Annotated in this window: 23 protein-coding genes and 2 pseudogenes; 7 read left to right on the top strand and 18 right to left on the bottom strand. The window is 69.9% G+C overall.

Annotated features, from left to right (window positions below; genetic code table 11):
- Nucleotides 1-124: 124 nt before the first annotated feature.
- From QIS99_RS15925 to QIS99_RS15900, 6 genes and pseudogenes are all read right to left on the bottom strand, one after another.
- Nucleotides 125-1,378, bottom strand: coding sequence for a M20 metallopeptidase family protein (locus tag QIS99_RS15925; protein ID WP_282514005.1), 1,254 nt, complete (start codon nt 1,376-1,378; stop codon nt 125-127).
- Complete coding sequence (locus QIS99_RS15920) at nt 1,375-2,379, bottom strand: ATP-grasp domain-containing protein (protein ID WP_282514004.1); 1,005 nt, start codon at nt 2,377-2,379, stop codon at nt 1,375-1,377. Before QIS99_RS15920 ends, QIS99_RS15925 begins: the two co-directional genes overlap by 4 nt.
- A 707-nt stretch (nt 2,380-3,086) precedes the next feature.
- On the bottom strand, nt 3,087-3,527 hold the full coding sequence (locus QIS99_RS15915) for a DUF3052 domain-containing protein (RefSeq protein ID WP_282514003.1): 441 nt from the start codon (nt 3,525-3,527) through the stop codon (nt 3,087-3,089).
- Between the two features lie 649 nt (nt 3,528-4,176).
- A complete protein-coding gene (locus QIS99_RS15910) occupies nt 4,177-4,473 on the bottom strand; it encodes an IS3 family transposase (protein ID WP_282514002.1) in 297 nt (98 codons plus the stop codon).
- 275 nt (nt 4,474-4,748) lie between these two features.
- Nucleotides 4,749-5,045: pseudogene (locus QIS99_RS15905) on the bottom strand (transposase); the annotation flags it as partial.
- 197 nt (nt 5,046-5,242) lie between these two features.
- Entirely contained in the window at nt 5,243-5,371 is a 129-nt protein-coding gene (locus QIS99_RS15900; protein ID WP_282514000.1) for a hypothetical protein, read from the bottom strand.
- Nucleotides 5,372-5,642: 271 nt separating this feature from the next.
- On the opposite strand from QIS99_RS15900, the gene QIS99_RS15895 reads away from it, so the two are divergent.
- The 3 genes from QIS99_RS15895 (at nt 5,643) to QIS99_RS15885 (ending at nt 8,184) form a co-directional block, all read left to right on the top strand.
- Nucleotides 5,643-7,016 carry an MBL fold metallo-hydrolase gene (locus QIS99_RS15895; protein WP_282513999.1) on the top strand — a complete coding sequence of 458 codons (1,374 nt, stop codon included), beginning with the start codon at nt 5,643-5,645 and terminating at the stop codon, nt 7,014-7,016.
- Nucleotides 7,017-7,084: 68 nt separating this feature from the next.
- Nucleotides 7,085-7,444: a rhodanese-like domain-containing protein gene (locus tag QIS99_RS15890; protein ID WP_282513998.1), complete on the top strand. Its 360-nt coding sequence runs from the start codon at nt 7,085-7,087 to the stop codon at nt 7,442-7,444.
- A complete protein-coding gene (locus QIS99_RS15885; protein WP_282513997.1) occupies nt 7,441-8,184 on the top strand; it encodes a sulfite exporter TauE/SafE family protein in 744 nt (247 codons plus the stop codon). Before QIS99_RS15890 ends, QIS99_RS15885 begins: the two co-directional genes overlap by 4 nt.
- A gap of 75 nt (nt 8,185-8,259) precedes the next feature.
- On the opposite strand, the gene QIS99_RS15880 is transcribed toward QIS99_RS15885, so the two are convergent.
- Nucleotides 8,260-8,538 carry a metal-sensitive transcriptional regulator gene (locus tag QIS99_RS15880; protein WP_282513995.1) on the bottom strand — a complete coding sequence of 93 codons (279 nt, stop codon included), beginning with the start codon at nt 8,536-8,538 and terminating at the stop codon, nt 8,260-8,262.
- Nucleotides 8,539-8,607: 69 nt separating this feature from the next.
- Between QIS99_RS15880 and QIS99_RS15875 the strand changes: the two genes are divergently transcribed.
- The 3 genes from QIS99_RS15875 to ygiD all read left to right on the top strand — a co-directional run bounded on the left by QIS99_RS15875 (nt 8,608) and on the right by ygiD (nt 11,975).
- Nucleotides 8,608-9,177 (top strand): rhodanese-like domain-containing protein, encoded by a 570-nt coding sequence (locus tag QIS99_RS15875; protein WP_282513994.1) that lies wholly within the window; start codon nt 8,608-8,610, stop codon nt 9,175-9,177.
- A 959-nt stretch (nt 9,178-10,136) separates the two neighbouring features.
- Nucleotides 10,137-11,042: an ABC transporter substrate-binding protein gene (locus QIS99_RS15870; protein ID WP_282513993.1), complete on the top strand. Its 906-nt coding sequence runs from the start codon at nt 10,137-10,139 to the stop codon at nt 11,040-11,042.
- A 132-nt stretch (nt 11,043-11,174) separates the two neighbouring features.
- Nucleotides 11,175-11,975, top strand: coding sequence for a 4,5-DOPA-extradiol-dioxygenase (ygiD, locus tag QIS99_RS15865; RefSeq protein WP_282513992.1), 801 nt, complete (start codon nt 11,175-11,177; stop codon nt 11,973-11,975).
- Nucleotides 11,976-12,019: 44 nt separating this feature from the next.
- Here the strand turns inward: ygiD and QIS99_RS32435 are convergent.
- From QIS99_RS32435 to QIS99_RS15810, 11 genes and pseudogenes are all read right to left on the bottom strand, one after another.
- Nucleotides 12,020-12,465: pseudogene (locus QIS99_RS32435) on the bottom strand (IS30 family transposase); the annotation flags it as partial.
- 238 nt (nt 12,466-12,703) lie between these two features.
- The gene (locus QIS99_RS15855) at nt 12,704-13,348 is read right to left on the bottom strand and encodes an SRPBCC family protein (protein ID WP_282513990.1); all 645 of its coding nucleotides are present in this window, start codon (nt 13,346-13,348) and stop codon (nt 12,704-12,706) included.
- Nucleotides 13,349-13,422: 74 nt separating this feature from the next.
- Nucleotides 13,423-15,138: a xanthine dehydrogenase family protein molybdopterin-binding subunit gene (locus QIS99_RS15850; protein ID WP_282513988.1), complete on the bottom strand. Its 1,716-nt coding sequence runs from the start codon at nt 15,136-15,138 to the stop codon at nt 13,423-13,425.
- Nucleotides 15,139-15,392: 254 nt separating this feature from the next.
- The gene (locus QIS99_RS15845; RefSeq protein ID WP_282513987.1) at nt 15,393-16,553 is read right to left on the bottom strand and encodes an MBL fold metallo-hydrolase; all 1,161 of its coding nucleotides are present in this window, start codon (nt 16,551-16,553) and stop codon (nt 15,393-15,395) included.
- 324 nt (nt 16,554-16,877) lie between these two features.
- On the bottom strand, nt 16,878-17,891 hold the full coding sequence (gene dmpG, locus QIS99_RS15840) for a 4-hydroxy-2-oxovalerate aldolase (RefSeq protein ID WP_282513985.1): 1,014 nt from the start codon (nt 17,889-17,891) through the stop codon (nt 16,878-16,880).
- The gene (locus QIS99_RS15835) at nt 17,888-18,835 is read right to left on the bottom strand and encodes an acetaldehyde dehydrogenase (acetylating) (protein WP_282513984.1); all 948 of its coding nucleotides are present in this window, start codon (nt 18,833-18,835) and stop codon (nt 17,888-17,890) included. The genes dmpG and QIS99_RS15835 overlap by 4 nt, the downstream gene beginning before the upstream one ends.
- Nucleotides 18,832-19,686 (bottom strand): 2-keto-4-pentenoate hydratase, encoded by an 855-nt coding sequence (locus tag QIS99_RS15830; protein ID WP_282513982.1) that lies wholly within the window; start codon nt 19,684-19,686, stop codon nt 18,832-18,834. The genes QIS99_RS15835 and QIS99_RS15830 overlap by 4 nt, the downstream gene beginning before the upstream one ends.
- Nucleotides 19,687-19,788: 102 nt before the next feature.
- Nucleotides 19,789-20,553, bottom strand: a complete 765-nt coding sequence (locus QIS99_RS15825; RefSeq protein ID WP_282513980.1) for an IclR family transcriptional regulator — start codon at nt 20,551-20,553, stop codon at nt 19,789-19,791.
- Nucleotides 20,554-20,655: 102 nt separating this feature from the next.
- A complete protein-coding gene (locus QIS99_RS15820; protein ID WP_282513979.1) occupies nt 20,656-21,600 on the bottom strand; it encodes a 3-carboxyethylcatechol 2,3-dioxygenase in 945 nt (314 codons plus the stop codon).
- A complete protein-coding gene (gene mhpA, locus QIS99_RS15815; RefSeq protein WP_282513978.1) occupies nt 21,597-23,333 on the bottom strand; it encodes a bifunctional 3-(3-hydroxy-phenyl)propionate/3-hydroxycinnamic acid hydroxylase MhpA in 1,737 nt (578 codons plus the stop codon). The genes QIS99_RS15820 and mhpA overlap by 4 nt, the downstream gene beginning before the upstream one ends.
- Before the next feature lie 26 nt (nt 23,334-23,359).
- Complete coding sequence (locus tag QIS99_RS15810) at nt 23,360-24,220, bottom strand: alpha/beta fold hydrolase (protein WP_282513977.1); 861 nt, start codon at nt 24,218-24,220, stop codon at nt 23,360-23,362.
- A gap of 168 nt (nt 24,221-24,388) precedes the next feature.
- Here QIS99_RS15810 and QIS99_RS15805 point away from each other — a divergent pair, with 168 nt between their 5' ends.
- Nucleotides 24,389-25,138 (top strand): IclR family transcriptional regulator, encoded by a 750-nt coding sequence (locus QIS99_RS15805; protein WP_282513976.1) that lies wholly within the window; start codon nt 24,389-24,391, stop codon nt 25,136-25,138.
- Nucleotides 25,139-25,282: the final 144 nt, after the last annotated feature.

The raw sequence follows: 25,282 nt of genomic DNA, 5'->3' as shown, positions 1-25,282 counted from the left end.
CAGAGACCACCAAACCATTCGAATGAGTGACGAATTTCCTCTGCCGACCGGATAGCCATCTCTGAGCCTGGCCAGCCACCGAATCGGCTCCTCCCCCCTGGGCCGACAGCTGGCGATGCGCCCCCTATGGGACGGGCGGGCCGTTTGGCGGTGGAGCTGCCAGGCACCGCAGGGCCACGGCCGCGTGAAGCGCAGCGCCGACGGCCATGGTGTGCTCGTCGAAGACGACTCGGTTGGAGTGGCAGTCCGGTGTCTCCTCGGGTGTGGTTGTGGCTGGCCGGGCGCCGAGGAAGGCCATCGCGCCGGGTACGCGTCGCAGCACGTAACTGAAGTCCTCCGCACCCATGAACGGCTCGGGAAGGTGCTGGACGCGGTCGGTGCCGAGGAGTTCGGCGGCGGTGTCCCGGACGGCGGAGGCGACGAAGGCATCGTTGACGACGGGCGGATAGCTGTCCGTCAACTCGATGTCCACGGTGGCTCCGTGCGCGGCGGCGACGTGGTGCGCGACGCGGGCGATGCCCTCGCGCACCATCCGGCGGGTCGGTTCTGTCAGGGTGCGGAAGGTGCCCTGGATCTCGGCGGTCTCCGGGATGATGTTCGTCGTCGTACCGGCGTGGATCGATGCGATGGTGAGCACGGCGGGGTCGAAGACGTTCACGCTGCGGGTCACCATCGTCTGCAGTGCCTGGACGATCTCACAGGCCACCGGGACCGGGTCCAGGGCCAGATGCGGTGCGGAGGCATGTCCGGACCGGCCGCGGACGGTCAGGTGCAGGAGATCGGCGGCGGCGAACATGGGGCCAGGGCGCAGGTGGATGGTGCCGCTGTCGAAGCGGGTGGTGACGTGCAGGGCGAACGCCGCGGCCACGCCGGAGCCGTCCGACGTGTCGAGCAGTCCCTCGTCGATCATGTGCTGGGCGCCGCCGCCCGCCTCCTCCGCGGGCTGGAACATGAACACCACCCGGCCCGCCAGGCCTTCACGACGTGCGGAGAGCAGCCGGGCGGCGCCGAGGAGCATCGCGGTGTGCAGATCGTGGCCGCAGGCGTGCATGTGGCCGGGTACCTCGGAGGCGAATGCGAGCCCGGTGTCCTCTTGTTGGGGCAGGGCGTCCATGTCGGCCCGCAGCAGGACGGTCGGGCCGGGCCGGTCTCCCTCCAGTACGGCGGTGACCGAGCTGAGGCGTTCTCCGGTGCAGATGCGCAGCCCCAGCCCCTTGAGAGCCTTGAGGACGGTGTGCTGAGTGCGCGGCAGATGCAGTCCGAGTTCGGGGGTGCGGTGCAGGGTCCGGCGTACGGCGACGATGCTGGGCAGCAGCTCGCGGGCCTCGGCGAACAGGCCGAAAGGCGCTGCGGGTTGGGCCGGTCCGGCGGCCGTCACCGCACAGCTCCGGCGTGGTGGCGGGCCGGCGCCTCCTTGAGAAGGGTCCGTAGGACGTCCGGGGTGAGGTCGGGCAGGCCGAGGGTGAGGCGTTCGTCCAGGCCGCCGGGGTTGACCAGGTTGGCTTCGAAGACGTACGGGTGGGCGAGGTCGATCCCGGCGAAGCGGATGCCGTGGCGCATCAGTCGCTCGCCGACCTGTTCACACAGCTGCCATTCATCATCGGTGAGTTCGGTTTCCGAGCAGGAGGCGCGGTGCGTGGTGTTGCCGCGGTGCTCGTCGGGGGCGAGCCGGTGTGCCTGCTGGGCTACGGGCCGCCCACCGACGAGGATGACGCGCTTCTCCTCGGTGTGCGGGACGTATTCCTGGAGTGCGCAGTAGCGCCGGCGGAGCCCCATCAGGCTGCCCTTGGTGAGCAGTTCGGTCACGCCGGTGTTGCCGGTCATGGACTGCAGCAGTACCCGGTTGTTGCTGTCACCGGGCTTGAGGAGGTAGACGTCGGCGCCCGCGTCGTCGTCGGTCGGCTTAAGTACCCAGGTCTGCTCCGGTGCCCGCTGGTAGTGGGCCCACAGTTCGTCGAACGACGAGGAGACCAGCGTGCGCGGCAGATGGCCGGCCGGAACCACGGCGTCGAGGTTGGTCTTGTTGCCGAACATCAGGATGCCGACGACGTCGTTGACGAAGGGCACCTGCTGGTTCAGCCGCCACAGCAGCTGCCACGTCTCGGTCTGTACGGAAGGATGCGGGTAGTTGAGCACCCACACCAGGTCCAGATCCGTGCAGTCGCGACGCCGGGTGGTCCCGGGGAAGGGGGCGCCCGCATTCACCATCTGGTCCGGCTCAGCCCGGCCCGCCGTCATCGAGAGCTCGCCGCCCGCGGCCGACAGGCTGTTGACCGATCCGACCCACACCTCGTGGCCGTCGGCCGCCAGCGCATTCGCGTACAGGGCATGGCACGTGTCCAGCTCCGCGAGCGATCCGATCAGCAGGGCCACACGCACGGTCGTCTCCTCGGCGAAGGGTGTCGATCCATCGACGGAAGGCTTGCCCCGTCGGCCCGCCGTTCACGCAGGACCCCGCCGGGCAGCGCTGTGGGGCCCCAGGGCTGCCTCGGGGATCACCCCGGTTCAACTCTGTCCGCTCAGCCGTCTACGAGCTGGCCGACTCCAGCATGCCGGTGGTCTGTTAGCCAAAAGTGGCAGTCGTTGGGTCTCCTCGCGAGCAGCCGTCGCCCCCTTCAGCCCCTCCGGCCTGGCACCCGCCACCGCGCCAGGGAAGCGCGCAGCCGGACCACGCGTCGCCCGATCGTGTCTGGTCACGCTCCTCGACGGGGCCCTCCTGCTGCCGGGCCCCTGCCCCCTGTCGTCAAACGATCGAATGACGACAGGCGCGGCGAGCGTCCAATGAACCCGGCCGACTTCCTCCGCACTGCCGAGCTGGAGCCCGCCGAGCGGGCCGCGCTCGACCAGGGGGGCGACCGTACAGCGCGGCCAGGGCTACACCCTCCGTGTCACTGCCGTCCCCGCCGTACACCGCCAGCTCCTCGCCCGCTGCCAGCCGCTCGACGGCGCCCAGGGCCTCCCGGTCATCCCGGACCAGCGCAAGGCCCGCCGCGAGTACGAGAATCGCGTCAGCGTCCTCGCACCGACCGGACCATGGTCCGGGCCAGCGGCTACCGCCAATTTCCGTTCGGATACCCGAGAACCGGTTACCTCTTCCCGCTCTTCGCGCTCTTCGGGGTAGTCAGCCTGGCGCCGCTCCAGTCCCTCGCAACGGCCATGGACCTGGTCTGGGAGAGCCCGGTGGTCTGTGCCGCCTCATTGATCTCATTCGGCTCGATGTAGCCGTCTCGCCCGGTCTTCGGGGTGCAGAGCCAGATCTCGCCGCCCCCATCGATCAGCTCGATGGCGTCGACCAGGGCGTTGATGAGGTCGCCGTCACCACTGCGGAACCACAGCAAGACGAAGTCAGCGACGTCGTCGTGATCCTCATCGACCAATTCCAGGCCGGTGACCTCCTCGATCCCTTCACGGAGGTCTTGGTCGACGTCGTCGCCGTGTCCGACCTCCCGGACGACCTGGCCGGGACCAAACCCGAGCCGCATGGCCGGGTTGTCCTGCTGCTCCGCGTGATCTGCTGTCGATGGCACACAGTCTCCTCTGGGGCTTGCACCTGCCATGTTCTCTCTGAGTATCCAACCAGGTACGTAAAGCGACGTCACGCAACGTTTTCCGCAAGAACGACAGCGCTTGCGTGACCGTGGGACGCCGCCAGGACGCGTCACCCCCGCCGTGCACACCGGGCTCCTCGACATCTGCCAACCTCTGGGCCCAGCGCAAAGCCCTCCGCGATTACGAGAACTGGGGCAGCACACTCACGCCCTGACCGTGATCGTTCTCAGCGCCAACCGCTGTATACCGACGCCAATTGCATCGGATGCGAATATGCGACCTCCGCCCTGGCAGCGGCGCATGGCGAGCGTTCAGCGGTCTCACCGAGGCGGGGCCCGCGCCGACCCCGGTTCCACCGTAGCGACGTCGTCGCGACAGTAGGCGGCTTCTCACTCCTTCGAGCGACTGAGCTGCGAAAACGCTCCCGGCTCGCATTGGATGCGAAATTCTCGCATCCAATGCGATGGACAGAGAGTGAGGACCGATGGGCGGGGATGGTCTCGCGCCGGGGTCTGCCCGGCTCCAGCTCGTTGACGGTCTGCCGTTGCTGCGGCCCGACGAGCAGGCGAAGACCAGGAACGTACGGTCCGCTCGTTTGAGGTTCCCCCGGCGTGCGGGAGGTGCTGATCAGCTGGTCAGCAGGGGTTGACGGGTGTTCCGATTCGTTGGTTCGGCCGTCGCCTGCTCGGCGTAGTGCTTCTCCTCGAACTCGATCGGGCTGAGGAAGCCGAGCCGGTCCTGGATGCGGCGGGAGTTGTAGAAGCCGTCGATGTATTCGAAGAGCGCGAGGTTGGCCTCGGACCTCGTGGTGAAGGTGCGCCCGCGGATGCATTCGGTTTTGATGAGCATCCAGAGGTTCTCCGCGAGGGCATTGTCGTACGAGTCTCCGACGGAGCCCATGGATGCCTCAACTCCGGCTCGCATCAGCCGAGTTGTGAGCTTGATGGATGTCTACTGACAGCCGTGGTCGGCGTGGTGGGTGAGCTTGCCGGGCTCGACCTCGCGGGACGCGAGCGCGTACTCCAGCGTGGATCTCCTTGATCCGCTCAGTCAGCTCGACGTCGCGGCGCCGCCGTTCGCACGGCTCCTTCTCCGCACGGCGCCAGCGGTAGTAGGTGGAGGAAGCGATGTGCAGTTCCCGCAGGACGCACTCGACTCCCAGGCGGGGATGCTCGTCAACGAGCGCCGTCACCTGGGCCGGGTCGGGTCGAGTTGCGCCGCGAAAAAGCCGAGGCCGTCCGCAGGACGTCGTTCGCCCGCTTGAGCTGGGCGTTCTCCTTGCGCAGCGCCGCGAGCTCGGCCCGCTCGTCGGTGGTGAGACGGTCGTCGCGCTCGCCGGCATCCGCCTCGGCCTGCCGGATCCAGCCGCGCAGGGCCTCGGGATGCACACCGAAGTCGACGGCCAGCTTCTTGATCTGCGGCTTCGGGTCGGAGGTTCGGTACATCCGTACCGCACGCTCACGCAACTCCAGCGAGTACTTTCTGGGGGCGGCCATAGTCGATGTTCCTCTCATGAGTCCCATCTGACCCTCTGTCAACACGCTCCGCATCTCGGGGGAACCTCAAACCTACGAGGAACGCGTGCGCTGGTTGGACGACAAGCGTGCGCTCTATCGCGACCTGCTGATTGCCATGCACGGCTGGCACGACGCGCTCGTCTCCATCTGGCAGAACCAAGACGATGGGAAAGCTATCAGAGACCCGAGACGCCGCCTAGGGCGACGGCGTCCACCACGCCATGCTCGGCATCGCCCGCCTGCACAACCTCGCCCTCGCCGGCTGACGAAGAAGCAGGCAGGTCAACGAACACGCCGTAGATCATTTACGGGACAACGCTTAGTTATCGGGCGTAGCCGATACAGATGTCCGCGCCCGGGGTGTCCGCGTCGGCTGGTGCGGGCGCGCCGGGGTGCCGGGGCACGGCTGCCCTGGACCCGGTCGGCCGGGGTCGGCTCCCGCAGGAGCTTCGCGAGCCGGGGCACCTTCGTGAGCGTAGCGACCGTCGCACACCTCCCTAGATACCCCCCCAGGTATCTCTGTTACGGTGATTGAGATACCCCGGGGGGTAATTGTGCCGTGAGGGAGAGTGTGCCGTGTTCTTTGCCGACATCCTTGAGATCCAAGGTCTGGGCAACCGCAGCTATCTGGCGGGCGGGGCCCGGGCGGCGGTGGTTGTTGATCCGCCGCGGGACATCGACCGGGTGATCGCGGCAGCGGCCCGGCGCGGGGTCAGGATCGCGGCCGTCGCGGAGACGCACGTGCACAACGACTACGTCACCGGTGGCCTGGAGCTGGCCCGGCTGACCGGCGCGCGCTACCTGGTGCCCGCCGGGGCGTCGGTGGCGTACGCACGGGTCGCGGTGGCCGACGGCGATGTCGAGGAGATCGACGAGGGCCTGGTCCTGCGGGCCGTGGCCACCCCAGGTCACACCCCGCACCACACCTCCTACGTACTGGAGGAGGCCGGGCGACCGGTCGCCGCGTTCACCGGCGGCTCGCTGCTGATCGGCAGCGTGGGCCGCCCCGATCTGGTGGAGCCGCGGCTCACCGAGCAGCTGGCCCGAGCCCAGCACGCCTCCGCGCACCGGCTCGCCGTCGAGCTGGCCGACGATGTGGCGGTGATGCCGACACACGGGTTCGGCAGTTTCTGCTCCGCCAGCCAGGCCGACGGCGACCACAGCACCATCGGTACGGAGAAGACGTCCAACCCGGCGCTGCTTAAGGACGTGTATACGTTCGTCGAGGAGCTGCTGGCCGGTCTGGACGACGTTCCGGCCTACTACGCGCACATGGGCCCGGCCAACGCCGCAGGCCCCACCCCGGTGGACCTGACCGCACCGGAGCGTGCGGACGTCGGGGAGATCGCCCGCCGCCTGACGGCCGGGGAGTGGGTCGTCGACTTGCGCAGCCGGGTGGCGTTCTCGGAAGGCCATGTGGCGGGTTCGTTCAACTTCGAGGTCGATGGGCAGCCGGCCACCTACCTGGCGTGGATGATCCCGTGGGGCAAGCCGGTCACCCTGCTCGCGGAGAGTTACGAGGACATCACCCGTGCCCAGCGTGAGCTTGCCCGGGTGGGCATCGACCGCCCGGCCGCCGCGGCCGTCGGCTCTCCGGACGACTGGACCGGCGACGGGGCACCCCTTGCCTCGTTCCCGCGGGCGACGTTCGCCGACCTGGCCGCCGCGCGTGAGCGGGGCGAGGAGCTAGTGGTGCTGGACGTCCGCCGGGACGGCGAGCGGTCCCAGGGCTGGATCGAGGGCAGCGTGCACATCCCGATCCACCAGGTCCACCAGCGGCTTGAGGAGGTGCCCGCCGGGACCGTGTGGGTGCACTGCGCGGGCGGCATGCGCGCGGCGATCGCCGCCTCCGTCCTGGACGCCAACGGACGTGACGTCGTCGCCGTCGATGACGGCTACGCCGCGGCCGCCGACGCCGGCCTCACCCTCGTCACGCTCGCCCAGCACTGACCGCACCACCTGACCCCGCCGGCCACTCACGGCCGGCCCAGGGGGTCAGAGGCGCCAGAGGAAGCATCATGCTCTTGCCCCAGAGCGGCCGCGGCCGCATCACACCAGCGCAGGCCCACCGCGCCGTCGAGGACGGCTCCGCACTGCTCGCCGACGTCCGTGAGGAGAACGAGTTCCGGGCCGGTCACGCGCCCGGTGCCCTGTTCTTGCCGCTGTCGCGGCTGGCCGAGAGGCCGGGCCTGCCCGGCCGCGAGGACGGCCGTGGCCTGGTGCTGATCTGCCGCTCCGGGAACCGCTCCCAGCAGGCCGCGCACCTGCTCGCCGAGCGCGGTGTCGCGGCGGTCGACGTCACCGGCGGGATGTGCGCCTGGGCCGATCTGGGCCTGCCCGTCCAGGACGCGCATGGGGCGGTGGGGACCGTCATATGACCGCGTTCGTTCTCGCCCTGCTCGCCGGGGCGCTGGTCGGTCTCGCCCTGGGCTCACTCGGGGCGGGCGGCAGCATCCTGACCGTCCCCGCCCTGATCTACCTGCTCGGCTTCAGCCCGGCCGAGGCCACCACCGCCAGCCTGATCATCGTGATCGTCACCTCGCTCACCGCACTGCTGGCTCACGCCCGGGCGGGAACGGTGCGCTGGCGGGCCGGCCTGCTGTTCGCCGCGGCCGGGCTGCTGCCCGCCGCGGCGGCCGGCCTGCTGTCCGCACACATTCCCGCCGCCGTGCTGACCCTGGCCTTCGCCGCCCTCGCCGTGCTCGCCGGGCTGCGCATGCTGCGTCAGCGGACACCGTCCGAGGGTGCGACGGTCGCGGCGCCCCGCGCAGCGGGGGCGGGGGCCGCACTGGGCGCAATGACCGGGTTCCTCGGGGTCGGCGGCGGCTTCCTCACCGTCCCCGCCCTGGTGGCGGCGCTGGCGGTACCGATGAGCGCGGCCGTCGGCACCAGCCTGCTGGTCATCATCGCCAACGCCCTGGTCGCCCTCGCGGCCCGCGCGTCCACCCAGGTCAGCCTGGACTGGGCCCTGATCATGCCGTTCATCGCGACGGCGGTCCTGGGAGCCTGGGACGGCAAGCGGCTGTCTGCGAAGGTCCAGCCCGCCATCCTGCAGCGGGTCTTCAGCACTCTGCTGCTGACCGTGGCCGCCGTGATGGCGACCGGCGTCCTGCTGTGAAGCACCCGTGGGGCCTGCCGCGGACGCCCCGTTGTCGGTGCGTCCGCGGCAGGCCCCACGGGATACAAAAAGCTCTCAAGCCAGCGAAAGGAACAGCTTCTCCAACCGGGCCCGCATCTGCGCGGAGTCCCGCACCAGCGGGTCCTCGCTGGTCATGCACTGCTGCAGACCCGTCGCGATGATCGAGAACCCGGCCCGGTCCAGCGCCTTGGAGACCGCCGACAACTGCGTGACGACGTCCTCACAGTCCCGGCCCTCCTCCATCATCTTGATCACTCCCGCGAGCTGACCCTGCGCCCGCCGCAGCCGGTTCAGCGCCGACTTCAGCTCCTCGGCGCTCATGTCGAGTTGCACACCAACCTCCTCACATACCCCCACGGGTATCGTACGGTGGAGGAACCTGCCCAGAAAGGCATCTGCTCCGTGACCACCACCGCACTCACCCCCGCCCAGGCCGCCGCCCGCTTCGGCGAGTTCACCGTGATCGACGTCCGCACCCCCGGCGAGTACGCCACCGGCCACCTGCCCGGCGCCCACAACATCCCCCTGGACCGCCTGGACGAAGCCGCAGACGCCCTGAGGAAGGCCGCACAGCGCACGCCGTTCCTCATCGTCTGCGCCTCCGGAGCCCGGTCCGCCAAGGGCTGCGCACGGCTGGCCGCCCAGGACATCGACGCCGCCACCCTCGAAGGCGGCACCACCGCCTGGGCCACCGCGGGCCACGAGGTCGAGCGCCCGGTAGGCGCCCGCGCCACCTGGCCCATGGACCGCCAGGTCCGCCTCGCCGCCGGCACCTTCGTCCTCGCCGGCTTCCTGGCCGGCCTCGCATGGCCTCCCGCGCACTGGCTGTCCGGTGCCATCGGCGCCGGGCTCGTCTTCTCCGGCGTGACCAATACCTGCGGCATGGCCGCAGCCCTTGCCAAGCTGCCCCACAACCGGCCTCCCAGGAGCGCGGTCTCCTTCCAGGAGACCCTGCTGCGTCTGGCCGCCTGACCCCTGTCCCGGCACCCCTGGGGGTCGACGTGCTGCGGCAGGAGGCACCCGGCTGCTGATCCGCGACGTTCTCCCGCGCGCGGGAGGACGTCGCGCCAGGACAGGGCGACGAGCAGCAGGCCCGCCGCAGACGATGAAGACGCCGGCGAGGTTGACGGTGGGCCACCAGAGCTCCAGGTCCGCCGTATCGAAGAGCCCATACCCGCGCATCCATGGTGTCGCCTGGCAGAAGTACGCCGCCGTAGCGGCCGCTTCGTGCCGGCCCTCGGCCGCCTGCGCTGAACGGTGCCCGGCGGTCAGGACGCGCCTCGCCCAGCGGGTGCAGCGTCCGGGGAGCGCGGGCCTGGCACCGTGGCCGCCCGGGCGGCCAGATCCAGCTCCAGGCGGCTGTTCATGTCCAGCTCGAACCTGCCGTATATCTCCGTACGGCGAGGTCAACCTGAACATGGCCGCACGCAATCAACCTCGCGGCGACGGTGCCCAGCCCCCGCACTGCGGGCGATGGGGTGCCGCCCAAGGAATGTACGGACACGTGAGCCTGTTCAGTCTCGTCCACCGACAAGCTGTCGGCCGGCCATAGGGGTGCGTCACCCTGCCTCCGGGGGGCTGGCACGCGAGCCGCAAGAGGCTGCCGGCGTTCTCGGCGCTGCAACGGGTGGGCCGCTCAGCAGGCCGACGCCGCCCCCGGTGTCGTGCGTTTGGGTGATACCTCACGACGTGCGGGTGCCTTCTCCTTCGCGGCCGGGGTGTCCCGCTCGGACCGTGCCGATGTGGGTGACTCTGAACCTGTGGAGGGTAGAGGCGCTGCCCCGGCAGAACGGACGCGAAGCGCCGCCGCGCGTACAGAAGGAGAAGGCGATGGGCACCGACCCACGGATGCAGGAGCTGTACGGGCAGGCCAGGGTCGAGGGCGGCGGGCTGGTCGTGTACGCGGAGGGGATGCTCCCGAGCAGGCCCAGATGTATACGGCCGGCTTCAGCGAGATGTTCCCTGACATCGACATCGAGGTCACCGTCGACCTGAGCAAGTACCACAACGCGCGGATCGACGCGCAGCGCATCCGCGGGGACAACCGTGTGGACGTGGTGCATGTGCAGACTGTCAACGACTTCCCGTACTGGAAGCAGCACGGCCTGCTTCAGCCGTACCGGCCCGACGGCCTCGACGAGGTCGACCCGGACTTCGTGGACCCCGACGGCGCCTACTACGCCCTGTTCGTCTTCGCGTTCTCCAACGTCGTCGACACCAAGGTCATCCCGGAGGAGCAGGGCCCGCGGGAGGCGACGGACTACCTGCGCCCGGAGTTGAAGGACCGCATCGTGCTGACGTATCCGCACGACGACGACGCCGTCCTGTTCCAGTTCGAGCAGATCATCGCCAAGCACGGTTACGGCTGGCTGGAGAAGCTGCTGGCGCAGAACCCGATGTGGGTGCGCGGGACCGCGACGCCGCTGGCGGTCATCGGTTCGGGTGAGCGGGCGGCGACGTTCACCTCGTTCTACTACCTCAACCCGCCCGCGGGTGACTCGATGAGGTTCATCCTGCCCAAGGAGGACTTCTTCCAGGCGTGGTATCAGACCGGAGCGATCCTCAAGGACGCACCGCACCCCGCCGCGGCGAAGCTGTACATGAGCTACCGGCTCTCGCAGCAGGCCCAGCAGGCATCGGCCCAGTGGCCGACCCGCCGGGACGTGCAGATCCCCGGCTGGAAGCCGATCGACCAGTACGGGAATACCGACCCGCGCGGATTCCGCGAGTTCATGCTCGACCGCGCCCGCGTCGAGCGACTGCGCGGCATCATGGAGGACTTCATCGGCCCCGTCCAGGGCGACAACCCCACCGGCGTCGACCGCAGCTGGCACTGAGACGTCGACGGCCGCACCGCAGCTGCCCTCCCCGGCCGCCGGGCCGGACTCATCGATGAGCTCCGGTCCGCCGGGCTTGTTCCCCAGACCCGCCCGACGGACCGCTGAACCGGTAGCACGGAAGAGGATGAGATGGCGAGTTCCGCCGGAGACCAGACCGTACGGATGCCGGCGGTCTTCATCGGCCACGGCAACCCGATGAACGCCATCGAGGACAACACCTACACCGCCGCGTGGCGGGAGCTGGCCGACTCCATCCCGCGGCCGCGGGCGATCCTGTCGGTCTCGGCGCACTGGTACGTACCCGGCGGCCGGGTCACGGCCGAAGAGCGCCCCGCGACCATCCACGACTTCGGAGGCTTCCCTCCAGCCCTGTTCAACGTCGACTATCCGGCCCCCGGCTCACCCGACTTCGCAGCCCGGGTCTGCGAGCTGCTGGCACCCACCCCCATCGAACTCGACACCCAGTGGGGACTCGACCACGGCACCTGGTCCGTACTCATCCACATGTACCCGGACGCCGACATCCCCGTAGTCCAGCTGGGCATCGACGAAACCCTCACCCCGGCCCAGCACTACGACCTCGCCCGCCGCCTGCGCCCACTGCGCGAGGACGGGATCCTCATCCTCGGATCCGGCAATGTCGTGCACAACCTGCACACCTATGCATGGGGCCGGCATCCGGTCGAACCGTTCGACTGGGCCGTCCGCTTCGACACCCGGCTACGGGAGCTGATCACCGCGGGCAGGTTCGACGACATCGCTGCCTACGAACAGGGCGGCGCGGACGCCGCGCTGGCCGTCCCTACCCCGGAGCACTACCTGCCGCTGCTCTACGTCCTGGCCGCCTGCACAGGCGACGACCCTGTCACCTTCCCCATCGACGGATTCGACGGCGGATCCATCTCCATGCTGGGCATCCGCCTCGGCTGACCCGCACTCGACATGCGGCACATCTTCAATAAACCAGGGCGAGCTCAAGTGGTCAGCGCATCAACGCTGTTCAGGAGGTCAGCGTAGACCTCTGCCAGAGTGCGGTAGCCATGGACTTTGCGGGGACGGTGGTTGAGCTCGTGGGCGATGGCGTCGAGGTCGGCCTGGCTGAACGTGCGGAGATCCGCGCCCTTGGGCAGGTACTGCCGTAGCAGGCGGTTGGCGTTCTCGTTGGTGCCCCGCTGCCAGGGGCTGCGTGGTTTGCAGAGGTAGATCGGCATGCGGTCTCGGCCGTGATGGCCTGGTGCTCGGCCATCTCGCGGCCCCGGTCACAGGTGAGCGTCCGCCGCATCTGCGGTGGGATGCCAAGGAGGCTTCGGGTGAGGTGTGTACCTGCTCGGCCTTGATGCCGTCCGGCAGCGCGACGATGGCGGTGTAGCGGGTGGTGCGCTCGACGAGCGTGGCCCGCCGAGGGCCGTGTTCCCATCACCGATCACCCGGCTGCTGGACAAGGACCCGGACGCGCGTCCGACGGTCGCCGAAGCTCTGGCCATCGTCCGTGGGGAGCAGCCCACCCAAGTCCGGCCGCGGCGTCCCGGTCTGCCGGCCTCGATGCAGCCATCCTCTTCCCCCGTACTGCTCCCGCCGACGCCTTCTGGCTTCTCACGGCACTGAGAATCTTATCGCTCAGCCGATCGACTGGGCCGGGGACGGCCGCGCCGACTCCCTCACCTGCGGGAGCGCCGCGTCAGCACCCGGATCACCACGATGGCGAGCAGCGCGGCTGCCGCGGGCGCGGCGGTCTTCCTGAGCAGCACCGGCAGCGCGGCCGCTCCGAGGTCCACCGGCTCCGGCTCGGTCGAGGACCGGCCCTGGGCCGTACCCGCCGGGCCCGCCGGGCCCGCCGCGGAAGGTGTTGCGGCAACGGGCCCGGCGTCCTGCAGCAGCTCCTCGAGGCGGGTGGCGAACTGCTGCACGATGCGCTCGCCGACCTCGGTCATGATGCCCCGGCCGAACTGCGCGGGACGGCCCGTGATGTCGAGGTCGGTGCGCACGCGCACCCGGGTGCCGGCCGGGTCGGTGGTCAGCGTCGCGGTGACCGTGGCCGACGCGGTGCCTGCCCCGCGGGTCTCGCTCCCGCTGAGCTTGAGGTGCATCGAGCGGGCACTCTCGTCGCGGGTGACGGTGCCCTCACCCCGGTAACTCATCTGCACCGCGCCGACCTTGACCTTGACGCGGCCGGTGAAGGAGTCGCCGTCGAGGGTGTCAAGGACGGCTCCCGGCATGCAGGGCGCGGCCCGGCCGAGGTCCTGGAAGAGCTTCCAGGCATCGCCGGGATCCGTCGGGACGGTGAAGGAGTGGTCGAGCTGCATGGATGTCCAATCATGGGGCCGACCGGCTCGGGACCGGATTCGGGAGGGGGCGGCATTGGGAGCGCGGGGCCGGTTCAGGTACGGGTAGCTGTACGGATCAGGTCGCGGACGCGGCCCGGTGAGAGCGGGCCGCGGCGTACGACCACGCCGAATGAGCGCAGCGCGTTCTCGACGGCGCCGGCGAGCACCGCCTGCGGGGCGATGGCACCGCCTTCGCCGAGGCCCTTGACTCCGAGGTCGTTCATGGGGCTGGGAGTGAAGATCTCGTCCATGTCGAGGTCCGGGATCTCGGAGGACGTGGGCACCAGGTAGTCCATGTAGGTGCCGGTGCGCGGCTGGCCGTCGGGGCCGTAGATCATCTCCTCGTAGAGAGCGCCGCCGATCCCCTGCGCGATGCCGCCAGTGACCTGTCCTTCCGCGATCATCGGGTTGACGATGTTGCCCGCGTCGTGGACGACGACGTAGTGCACGATCTCGACTTCGCCGGTGTGCTCGTCGACCTCGACGACGGCCGCGTGGGCTCCGCTCGCGACGGCGAAGCCCGGCGGGCGGAAGTGCACGGTCTCGCTGAGCTCGGTGCCGTGCCGGCCGTCGGTCGGTTCGGGTGTGCCGGGCAGCGGGGCACGTCCGGCGGGTTCGGCCAGGGTCATCGAAGCTCCGCCCGGCTCCTTCGTCGCGACGACGCCGTCGCTCAGGTCGAGCTGGTCCGCCGGGATGCCGAGCCGGCGGGCCGCCGCCTCGACGATCTTCTCGCGCACGAGCCGGCCGGCCCGGTGGGTGGCGTTGCCCGCGTTGACCAGGGCGCGGCTGGCGATGGTGCCCACGCCGAACGGGGTGGCCTCGGTGTCGCCGCCGACGACGTCGATGACATCGAGGGGCACTCCGATGGCGTCTGCCGCGATCTGTGTCATCGACGTGCGGTGGCCCTGTCCCTGGGAGGGGGCGCCGATGGCGAGACGCACCCGGCCGCTGGGGGCGATGTCGACGCGGGCGGTCTCGAACGGTCCGAGGCCGGTCGCCTCGATGTACATGGCGAAGCCGATGCCGAGGTGCTTGCCGTCGCGGGCGCCCTCGCGCTGCCGGGCGCGTACCTGCTCGACACCGGCCCTGGCGACGGCGCGCCGCAGCAGTTCGGGGAAGTCACCGGAGTCGTAGGACTGCGGTTTGCCCGAGCGGTCCACCAGGCCCGTCGCGTACGGCATCTCGTCGGGCCGCACCAGGTTGCGGGCCCGCAGTTCCTCGGGCTCGATGCCCAGCTCTGCGGCCAGCCGGTCCATCGCCCGTTCCATGGCGAACACCGCCTCCGGGCGGCCGGCCCCCCGGTAGGGCGTGGCGAAGGTGGTGTTGGTGAGGACGCCGGTGACGTCGATGTCCACGTTCGGCACGCGGTAGGGCCCCAGCAGGTGGCACAGCGAGTTGTACGGAACGACGAGGCCGGTCATGTTGTACGCGCCGAAATTGACGGTGATCCGGTCGCGTACGGCGACGAGGCGGCCGTCGGCGTCCGCCGCTAGTTCGATGCGGTGGACCTGTTCGCGGGCGTGCGAGGAGGCGGTCAGGTTCTCGTTGCGGTCCTCGCGCCACAGCACGGGCCGGCCGAGGTGGCGTGCGGCGTGCGGGATCAGGAGTTCCTCGACGTAGAGGATGCCCTTCTGCCCGAAGCCGCCGCCGACGTCGGCGGCGGCGGCGGCGGCGGCGGCGATGACACGGACCGCGGCGGGGTCGAGACCGAGGGTGTGGGCGGCGAACGAACGGCGAGGGCGTGGCTTCTTCTTCCCCATGCTCTCCATGATGGACATCCTTCCGGGGCAGATCCCCTGATCTCAGATGTCCGTCAAAGCGGAACAAGCTCAGTACTACCGCGCACGGAACACCACGCAACACGGCGGGAGCAGCCCATGGCTACGCCGCCAACTCACCCTCGCGCTCCCGTAGGGCTGAGGCGAGCTTGGTGTTGCCGGCGGCGTCGCCATCCCGGCCAACGGTCGTGCCAGCCCTGGCGGTGTAGCCGGTCAGACCCGTCGCTGCGCGGGAACGAGCCGAGTCACCTTCGGCGTTCGCCGATCCCCACTTCGTCGAGGTCGTGTCCGATCAAGAGTCGTCCGGAGAATCCGTGCCGGGCCTCGCGCCACACCGAGTCCGGCCTGTTGCCCGGCACCAGGTGGGACAGGACGAGTGTGCGCACCCCGGCGCGTTCGGCGACGGGGCCGACGTCCTCGACCGTTGTGTGTGCGTTGAGCAGGTGGTGGAGCGATGCCTCCTGTGCGGGAGTCCGGGGCTCGGGGAACATCGACTCCGGCCAGGTGCGGTCGATGACCTCGTGCACCAGTACGTCTGCGTCCCTGGCCAGGCGCACCAGGTTGTCGCACGGCGCGGTGTCGCCGGAGAAGACGACGGAACCGTCCTCCGTGTCGAAGCGGTAGGCGAGGGCGGGGAAGACAGGAGCGTGGTCGACGAGGGTGCCGGTGACACGGATGTGGTCGTCCTCGTACACGGGGACGGGGGCCATGTCGGGGGCGGGGGCGCCGTTCGGGTCATCGGTAGCCCATGAGGGCAGGACGATGTCCCGGGCATCGACGAACTGGTCGGGGACGGGCTTGCGGCTGTCGCGGGCCCGGTCGTTGAAGTCGGTGGCGTAGGCGCGCACCATCGCCTCCCACATCTCCCGCGTCCCTGGCGTCGGGTTCTCCGGCGCGACCACCGGAGGAGTCGGATCGGGGCCGAACAGCGGGGGCAGTGCACCACGGTTCCCCGGGCCGATGAGCGGGATGGGCAGGTCGGCACGGGGTATCCCGTTGGACAGCCCTTCGGTCAGCAGGTTGTTCAGATCGACGATGTGGTCGGAGTGCAGGTGCGTCAGGAAGACTCCGGCGAGCTTGTCCAGGGGGCCGCCCAGGTCGTTCTGCCAGCTGCCCAGGCGGGCTTTGCGGAGTTGCCTGCCGACGCCGTCCCCGGCGTCGATCACGTAGTAGCGATCGCCGACGACCAGCGCGGAGGATATGCCCTCACGGTTGCTGTTCGGCCACCACGGGGGGCCGCCGGCCGTGCCCAGCAGGACCAGACGGGTTGTATGGCCGTCAGCCCGCAGCGGTGCCCGGGACGCCTCCGGTTCCTGCGCGTTCTCGCGCGCCTGCGCAGGAGTCGCGCCTACGGCGACGGCCCCGGCGCCCGCGGTGAGGGTAGCGATGAGGGATCGACGCGACAAGCTGCTGGTTGCCGGCGTTCGACGGATGACATCACACACAAAGCGACCTCTCGTTTATGTTTCGCACACTTACCAAGTGGTTGGGCAAGAGTTCTTCGCGAACGCGGCTAAAAAGCGATACCGATGAACCGAGCTGTCCGCCCAGCCGTCGGAGACGGTGTCCGTTCGGCCGCGTGTCTCGCTCCAGCTGTTCGGAGACGATGCAAGCCCCGAAGTGACGGCACGAAGCCAGGTCCGGAAAGGGCTCGGCGACCGGCTTGCCGCTGTACTCCGCTCCGCTGAGTTGCCGGTTCCTGTCCGGGCCCGGCCCTTCCTCTTCGTGGGTCAGCCGGACTCGGTCAGGCCCAGCGCCACGTCGACGATCATGTCTTCCTGGCCGCCGACGAGACCCCGCTCGCCGACCGCCACCAGGATGGAACGGACGTCGACTCCGTAGCGCTCCGCTGCCGTCTCCGCATGGCGGAGGAAGGAGCCGTACACCCCGGCGTACCCGAGTGTCAGCGTCTCGCGGTCGACGCGGACGGGGCGGTCCTGGAGTGGGCGGACCAGGTCGTCGGCGGTGTCCTGCAGGGCGAACAGGTCGCAGGTGTGGTTCCAGCCGTTGAGGTTCGCGACGGCGATGAACACCTCCAGCGGGGTGTTGCCCGCGCCCGCGCCCTGGCCGGCGAGCGAGGCGTCGACCCGGGTGACGCCCTCCTCGACGGCGATCATCGAGTTGGCGACCGAGAGGGAGAGGTTCTCGTGTGCGTGGACGCCGATCTCGGTCGCCGGGTCGAGAACGTTCCGGTAGGCGCGGATGCGGTCGCGAACACCGTCCATCATCAGACGGCCACCGGAGTCGGTGACGTACACGCAGTTCGCTCCGTACGACTCCATCAGCCTGGCCTGGTCCGCGAGGGTCTTCGCGTCGGCCATGTGGCTCATCATCAGGAATCCGGACACGTCCATGCCCAACTCGCGGGCGGTGGCTATGTGTTGTGCGGAGACATCGGCCTCCGTGCAGTGGGTGGCCACGCGGACGGAGCGCACGCCGAGGGCGTAGGCCTGCTTGAGTTCCTTGATGGTGCCGATGCCGGGCAGCAGCAGGGTGGTGAGCCGGGCGTTCTCGATGTGGGCGGCGGCGGTCTCGATCCACTCCCAGTCGGTGTGGCTGCCGGGACCGTAGTTGAGGGAACCGCCGGCGAGGCCGTCGCCGTGCGAGACCTCGATGCCGTCGACTCCGGCGGCGTCGAGCGCGGCGACGATCCGGCCGAGCTGCTCCGGTTCGATGCGGTGGCGGATGGCGTGCATGCCGTCCCGCAGGGTGACGTCCTGGATGAAGAGCCTGTCGACGGTCATGCGTCCGCTCCCTGGAGTTCGTTGCTGTGAGCGGCCATGGCCTCGGCCATGCGGACGGCCGCGCTGGTCATGATGTCGAGGTTGCCGGCGTAGGCGGGCAGGTAGTGCGCGGCGCCCTCCACTTCGAGGAACACCGATACCTGGTGGGTGACCGGGTCGGCGGTCAGGGTGTGCACTGGCTGGTCGGCCGGGACGGGTGTGATCTGCACCTGCTGCTTGAGCCGGTAGCCGGGTACGTACGCCGATACCTGCTCGACCATCGCGGCGATGGAGGCGCGGATCGCGTCGTGTGCGGTCTCGTCCGGGGCGTTCACCAGGGCGAGCACCGTGTCACGCATGATCAGCGGCGGCTCGGCCGGGTTGAGGACGATGACGGCCTTGCCGCGGCCGGCGCCGCCCACGGCCTCGATGGCGTGGCTGGTGGTCTCCGTGAACTCGTCGATGTTGGCGCGGGTGCCGGGGCCCGCACTCTTCGACGCGATGGACGCGACGATCTCAGCGTACGGCACCGGAGCGACCCGGGAGATCGCGGCGACGACGGGGATCGTGGCCTGGCCGCCGCAGGTGACCATGTTGACGTTCCCGGCGGCGACGTGCTCGGCGAGGTTGACCGCCGGGATCACCATCGGACCGACGGCCGCCGGGGTCAGGTCGACGAGCTGCTTGCCGTGCGGGGCGAGCATCGCGGCGTTGGCGACATGGGCCTTGGCAGAGGTGGCGTCGAAGACGATCCCGATGTCTTTGAAGCCCTCCATCCGGACCAGGCCCTCGACGCCCTCGGCCGTGACCGGGACGCCGAGCCGCCGGGCGCGGGCCAGGCCGTCGGAGGCGGGGTCGATGCCGACCATCGCGCCCATCTCCAGGGTGTCGGACAACCGCAGCACCTTGATCATCAGGTCGGTGCCGATGTTGCCCGAGCCGATGATGGCCACCTTGGTCTTCATGCGGAGGCTCCTTCGTCGGAGGCGGTTTCGGGGGCTGCGTCGGACGCGTCCGACGCGGGGAAGCAGACGGAGACCGAGCCGAGGCCCGTGATGTCGGCGGTGAACGCGTCGCCGGCCTGGGCGACCACCATCGGACCGAGTGCGCCGGAGAGGATGACTTCGCCGGCGCGCAGCGGGGAGCCGAACTCGCGGGCGGTACGGGCCAGCCAGGCCAGTGCGCCCAGCGGGTTGCCGAGGCAGGCCGCGCCGGTGCCGCTGGAGACGGTCTCGCCTGCTCGGGCGAGCGTCATGCGGGCGTCGACCGGCTCGAACTGGGCGAGGGGCCGCTGCGCCCGGCCCAGCACGTACAGGGCGCTCGAGCCGTTGTCGGCGACCGTGTCGCCGAAGGTGATGTCCCAGTCGGCGATGCGGCTGTCCACGATCTCGAGGGCGGGGCTGGCGTAGGCCACTGCGGCCCGCACCTGCTTGTCGTCGAGCGGGCCTTCGGCGAGGTCCGTCCCGAGGACGAAGGCGATCTCCGCCTCGACCTTCGGCTGGATGAGGCGCCCGGCGGGCACCGGTGCGCCGTCGGTGACCTGCATGTCGTCGAAGAGGACGCCGAAGTCCGGCTGGTCCACGCCGAGTTGGGCCTGTACGGCGGGAGAGGTCAGGCCGATCTTGCGCCCGGTGACGCGGGCGCCGCTCTCCAGGCGGTGCGCGGTGAGCAACTCCTGTACGGCGTAGGCGGACTTCACGTCGTCGGCGCCGATCAGATCGCGTACCGGAATGCAGGGGGCACGGTCGGCGGAGGCCTGCAGCAAACGCTGTGCGGCCTTGGTCACGGCACCGCTGCCGCGGGGGGTCTCGTTCATGTCTCCAGCTTGGACAATGGGTCCGACCGACGCCCAGGAAAAAGTTCCGTGAGACGGAACTGTCGTCGGAAGTCGGAAGTCGGAAGGGGGCGTTCGGCGGCGTCAGTGCCGGCGCAGCTCTGCTCGCCGCCCGAGCGTGACGCTGATCCCGGCCGCCGCCGCGCGGACGGCCGCGGCGTGCCGGTTCGGCTGGAAGCGGTGCACCGGACCGGTGACACTGACGGCGCCGAGGAGTTCGCCTGCCGGGCCGAAGATCCCCGACGCCACGCACACGATGCCGACGGCCGACTCCTCGTACTCGAAGGCGACCCCCGTCGTGGCGACGTCGGCGAGCTGGCGTGCCAGGACGTCGACGTTGGTGATGGTCCTGGGGGCCCGGCGTTCCTTCGGTCCGCGCAGGACGGCCTCGCGGACATCGTCGGGCGCGTGCGCCAGGAGCACCTTCCCGAGGGCCGTCGAGTGCAACGGCATGCGTCCGCCGAGGCGGGAGGGGGAGGCGGCCTGCTGGTGGCCGCCCATCTTCGCCACGTACACCACCTCGGATCCTTCGCGAACCCCCAGGTGGACCAGCTCGTGCGTGCGCACGTACAGGTCCTCCATGAACGGGGTCGCCACCTCAAGGAGGCCTCGTTCGACCGAAGCGCGCATGCCGAGTTCGAAGACGAGCCCGGACAGGCGGTAGCGGCCGTCCACGCGGTCGAGCAGTTTCGCGGCCACGAGATCGCCGAGGACGCGGTGCAGGGTGCCCTTGGGAAACACCGTGCGGCGCTGGAGTTCGGCGAATCCCAGCGTCGTGTCGTCGACGGTGAACGCCTGGAGGACGGCAAGTGCCTTGGCAAGGACACCGCTGGGGCCGCTCTCGTTCATGCCGGCTCCGTCTTCTCTGCGGTGGGGAGAGAAATCGACTGTACGGGGAGCACTTTGCGGTCCCGATCGGGGATCTGGCCCCTCCGGGTCCGGGCGGAGCATTCACGCCGCCGAGCGCGCCGCCATGACGCCGAACCCGGCGATGTACTCCCGGATCGGACGGTAGAACGAGTGCTCCACCTCGTACGGGCCGGCCGCGCCGAGTGCCGAGAACGCGGCCACCCAGGTGCGGACCTCGTGCGCTGAATTGCCCGCGTCCTCGGCCATCTGACGCGGGGTCATGGAGTCGACAGGTGACAGGTCACCGGAGGCGAGCGTCGCCATCAGGGCCCGGTCCCATTCGGGGTTGAGGTCGCGGATGGCGGCCGTGCCCGCCGTGAACGCCTTCGCCGTGTCGATGACTCGCTGCTGGCGGGCGTCCCGTGCGGCCGCTGTCGGATGGCGGCCGTTGAGCAGCATCGCGCGTGCGGCTTCGCCGGCGGTGGCCCACTGCGGCACCGGCGGGTCGTGCGACAGTCCGCCCGAACCCACGACGAGGACCCGTTCGTCCTTGAGTGTGGCCAGGAAGCCGCCGATGGTCTCGCCGAGCCTGCGCACGCGCCGCATGGTCACGAACGGCTCGGCGACGCCGTTGACGAAGACCGGGATGGTCGGCACGGTGTCGATGCCGCCGAAGAGGATTTCGAGCGGCTGGATCGCCCCGTGGTCGACCTCCATACGGCGTGAGATGGCCACGTCGATATCGCGTTCGGCGACCCATTGGGCCAGCCTCTCGGCGCGCTCGGCCGGCACGTTCAGCGGCCCTTCCGTGGTGCCGTAGTCGCCGACGCCCAGGGCCTGGTAGCCGATGCAGAATGGTGGCATCAGGTCGTAGAAGAAGCCGTTGTAGTGGTCCGGCGCGAAGGACACGACCAGGGTCGGGTCGTAGTCCTCGACGAATACGCGCGCGGCGGCAAAGGCGCCCTGGACCGCGCCCGCGACCTCGGCGGGCGGCTCGGCGTAATCGAGCAGCGGGCTGTGCGACATCGTGACGAGTGCGAGGGTCATGCCCGTACTCCTTCCTCGGGGGCGGTCGTGGTCTGCGGAGTGAACAGCGAGCCGGCTGTGCGGACCGCGGTGAGGGCCTGGGGCGCCTGCCGGGTCAGCGCGGCGGCTGCGACGAAGCGGTCGGGGCGCAGCAGGACCAGGCCGCAGGCGTGCACGTCGAACCAGTCCTTGAGGGCCCCGGAGGTGTCGCCGACGACGGTGACCGGCGCCGGCGAATCCGCGTACCGCTTCTGCGCCCAGGTGCGCTGGGTCTCCGGCATGAACGAGACCAGCTTGATGCGGTGGCGGCGGACGAGGTCGAGATCGGCGAGGGACAGGAACGCCGTCGGGTCGGTGCCCCACGTCGCGAGGGTCCACCAGTTACCGGTCACGTCGTCGAGGAGGACGTAGGTGGCGTCGGCGGTGCTGACGCGCGGCTGGATGAACTGCAGGCCTACAGGGGAGAGTTCGCCTGCGGAGTCGATGAACGGCGCGAGTCCCCCGGCCCTGCCTTTGAACCCGGCGCGTGCCCGGCCGGGAGTGAGATCGGCCTGGTCGACGACGACGCCTGCGGCGTAGCGCGGCATCGGCTTGAACCGCAACTCGGTGAAGTAGGACTTCCACTTCGGGACGGCGTTGAGGGCGGTGGCGGCCACGTCACGGACCTTGCCGCCGAAGCGGCCCATTTTCATGACGGTGCCTGCCGCCATGTTCACGTCGATCATGTCGGCGGCATGCTTGCGGCGCTCCACGGTGTACGTGTCGAGCAGGGCGTCGTCGGCGTCACCCGCGAGGACGGCGGTGAGCTTCCACGCCAGGTTCGTCGCGTCCCGGATGCCGGAGTTCCAGCCCTGGCCGAGCCAGACCGGCATCAGGTGGGCGGCGTCACCGGCGATGAAGACCCGGCCCTTGCGGAAGTCGGAGGCGACGCGGCCGTGGTGGGTGAACGTGCGCTGGTTGATGACCTTCAGGGCGGAGGGGTCCGGGACGTGCCGGGCGAGCAGTGAGTGCATGAACGCCGGGTCGTCGCACAGGTCGGTCGGCTCGTCGTCGTGGAGCATGAACTCCCAGCGGCGGATGCCCTGCGGCAGGCCGATGGAGACGTACGGGCGACGGGGGTCGGCGCCCAGATAGACCGAGGGGGTGCCGATCGGGTCGTTCTCGACGTCGACCACGACCCAGCGGGTGGAGGGGGACTTGCCCTCGAAGCTCACTCCCATCCATTTGCGGGTGAAGGAGCTGCCGCCCTCGCAGCCGACGGCGTAGCGGGCGGTCAGGGTGACCGTCTCGACGGTGCCGTCGTCGGCGCCTGGACGTTCCGCCGTCACCGCGACGTGGTCGCCGCGGTCCTCGATCCCCACGACCCGGTGTCCGAAGCGCAGCCCGGTGCCGTCGAATCGGTCGAGGCCGGCGGCGAGTTCCCGGTCGACCAGCGGTTGGATGAAGCCGTGCTTGCGGGGGTAGCCGAACTCCTGCGTGCGCGGGTTGTTCGTGGCCAGGACCTGGCCGGTGCCGTTGACCAGGCGCACCACGTGGTGCGGGACCGTGAAGGGCTGGATCCGCTCCCACAGGCCCGCCGTGTGCAGGGAGCGGATCGACTCGTCGTCGAGGCCGACCCCCCGCGGGTAGTCGATCAGCTCGTGCCGGGCCTCGAGGACGGTCGCCCGGTGGCCGCGCACACCGATCAGGTTGGCCAGGGTGAGGCCCACCGGTCCGGCTCCGATGACGACGACGTCGGTGTCGTAGGTGGTCATGGGGTTTTCCGATCGGGTGAGCAGCGTCAGTTGTGGGACAGGAAGTCGATGACGAGGCGGTTGAACTCCGCGGCGTGCTCGATCATCGCCCAGTGACCGCAGCGGTTGAGCAGCACGAGGCGGGAGTTGGGGATGTCGGCGAGCAGGCGCAGGCTGGTCTCGTAGTGGAGGACGCGGTCGTCCCTGCCGTGGATCAGCAGGGTCGGCGTCTGGATTCCGGGGATCTTGCTGCGGTCCACCTTGATCGGGATCGGGGCACCGTGCGCGAGACCCTCGACGTAGTTCTTCAGGTGGTCGGGGCGGGCGAGCGCCGCCTCGGAGCGGGCCCGGGTCAGCTCCGGGGTGGCGAAGCGCGCCTTGTCGTACGTCATGATCTCGACGAGGGCCTTCATGTTCTCGGGGCTGGCGTCCTTGTACGCCTTGACCAGCACCTTCAGTCCCTCGCTCGGTCCGTCGGCCGGAGCGAAGAGGGAGGCGGGTCCGCGGCCGAGGGAGGCGCCCATGGTCACGAGGTGCGTGATGCGCTCCGGGTGCAGTGTCGCGAAGCGGACCGCGGTGTGGGCGCCCATCGAGTTGCCGACCAGGGCCGCCTTGTCGAGGCCGAGGGCGTCGAGGTACTCGACGAGGGTCGCGTCGTGGTCCATGTCGGCGGTGGCCTGGGCGTCGGAATCGCCCCAGCCCGGCATGTCGGGTGCGACGACGTGGAAGCCGGCGTCGGCGATCGCGCCGATGTTGCCGGAGAAGTTGGACCAGCCGGTCGCGCCCGGACCGGAGCCGTGCAGCAGTACCACCGGCGTGGCATCGGCTTCGCCCGCCTCGTAGTACCGCAGACGCATGCCTGACGGCAGCGTGATGTCGCGCGATGCGGCTTCCTTGGTGATGGCCATGACCGGGACTCCTCGAACGTGGTGCGTTATATGAACGCTAGTGAACGATAATTGCACAGCGCATGGCTCATGGAACGGGTGCGTCACGGGAATGTCAAGTGATCGAAGCGACACCGAGCGCGCCGACCGGCATGACGGCGCATCACGGCCCACCCGTAAGCTGCCGGGATGAGCGACGAGCAGGCAGCCCCCACCCCGGCCGGGAGCGACACCGCCAAGGGTCAGGCGCGGCAAGGTGGTACATCGGGCAAAGGTGCGTCCGGATCCCAGACTCTCGCCCGGGGGCTGCTGACGCTCGAGGCCGTCGCCGGTCAGCCGCAGGGGCTGAGCGTGCAGGACGTGGCCCAGCGCCTCGGAGTGCACCGCACGATCGCCTACCGGATCCTGGTCACGCTCGCCGATTTCCGCCTGGTCGTGCGGACCTCGGACGGCCGTTACCGCGCAGGATCCGGCATGGTGACGCTGGCCCGGGGGTACGCGGCCGGCATCCGCGAGGCGGCCCTTCCGGTACTGCGGCGCACCGCCGACGAACTCGGCGCCACGGTCGCGCTGATCGCCGCGGAAGGCGATGAGCAGGTCGCGGTCGCGGTCGTCGAGCCCCGGACCGTCAGCTACCACCTCGGATACCGCGTGGGCAGCCGTCACCCCCTGGGGATCGGCGCCGCGGGTCTCGCACTGTCCTCGCTGCGTCTGCCCGCCCCGGGTGAACCGGCCGGTGCCGCCGAGGTGCGCGAGCGCGGATACGCCCGCACGTTCGGCGAGATCGAACCCGGCGCGTACGGCGTCGCCGTGCCGCTGCACACCGCCGACCCCGGCCTGCACCTGTGCGTCAACCTCATCACCACTCGCGAGGACGTGGCCGACGGCGCCGTACCGGCGATGCTGACGGTGGCCGAGGAGCTCTCAGCGCTGGGCTGAGCGACCGGGCCCGCTCGTCCGCCGCATCCGGAGTGCGGCTCCTGATGCGGCGGTATCCGGAGTGCGACTCCTGATGCCCCCTCGGGCGTGTCCCCCTATTTGATCGATCATTGCTGAGCCTCTTGACGACGCGCATTCTCCTGC

The organism is Streptomyces solicavernae, assembly GCF_029968095.1.
Taxonomy (GTDB): Bacteria; Actinomycetota; Actinomycetes; order Streptomycetales; family Streptomycetaceae; genus Streptomyces; species Streptomyces solicavernae.
This window is presented reverse-complemented; position numbering and strand designations above follow the sequence as displayed.

Bases quoted from the DNA above. Each gene is read 5' to 3' on its own strand.
- QIS99_RS15910 (WP_282514002.1), bottom strand. From the start codon at position 4,473: ATGCGAGCCGGAGTTGAGGCATCCATGGGCTCCGTCGGAGACTCGTAC.
- QIS99_RS15900 (WP_282514000.1), bottom strand. From the start codon at position 5,371: ATGATCTACGGCGTGTTCGTTGACCTGCCTGCTTCTTCGTCAGCCGGC.
- QIS99_RS15890 (WP_282513998.1), top strand. From the start codon at position 7,085: ATGCTCTTGCCCCAGAGCGGCCGCGGCCGCATCACACCAGCGCAGGCC.
- QIS99_RS15885 (WP_282513997.1), top strand. From the start codon at position 7,441: ATGACCGCGTTCGTTCTCGCCCTGCTCGCCGGGGCGCTGGTCGGTCTC.
- QIS99_RS15870 (WP_282513993.1), top strand. From the start codon at position 10,137: ATGTATACGGCCGGCTTCAGCGAGATGTTCCCTGACATCGACATCGAG.
- ygiD (WP_282513992.1), top strand. From the start codon at position 11,175: ATGGCGAGTTCCGCCGGAGACCAGACCGTACGGATGCCGGCGGTCTTC.
- QIS99_RS15855 (WP_282513990.1), bottom strand. From the start codon at position 13,348: ATGCAGCTCGACCACTCCTTCACCGTCCCGACGGATCCCGGCGATGCC.
- QIS99_RS15850 (WP_282513988.1), bottom strand. From the start codon at position 15,138: ATGGAGAGCATGGGGAAGAAGAAGCCACGCCCTCGCCGTTCGTTCGCC.
- dmpG (WP_282513985.1), bottom strand. From the start codon at position 17,891: ATGACCGTCGACAGGCTCTTCATCCAGGACGTCACCCTGCGGGACGGC.
- QIS99_RS15835 (WP_282513984.1), bottom strand. From the start codon at position 18,835: ATGAAGACCAAGGTGGCCATCATCGGCTCGGGCAACATCGGCACCGAC.
- QIS99_RS15830 (WP_282513982.1), bottom strand. From the start codon at position 19,686: ATGAACGAGACCCCCCGCGGCAGCGGTGCCGTGACCAAGGCCGCACAG.
- QIS99_RS15825 (WP_282513980.1), bottom strand. From the start codon at position 20,553: ATGAACGAGAGCGGCCCCAGCGGTGTCCTTGCCAAGGCACTTGCCGTC.
- QIS99_RS15820 (WP_282513979.1), bottom strand. From the start codon at position 21,600: ATGACCCTCGCACTCGTCACGATGTCGCACAGCCCGCTGCTCGATTAC.
- mhpA (WP_282513978.1), bottom strand. From the start codon at position 23,333: ATGACCACCTACGACACCGACGTCGTCGTCATCGGAGCCGGACCGGTG.
- QIS99_RS15810 (WP_282513977.1), bottom strand. From the start codon at position 24,220: ATGGCCATCACCAAGGAAGCCGCATCGCGCGACATCACGCTGCCGTCA.
- QIS99_RS15805 (WP_282513976.1), top strand. From the start codon at position 24,389: ATGAGCGACGAGCAGGCAGCCCCCACCCCGGCCGGGAGCGACACCGCC.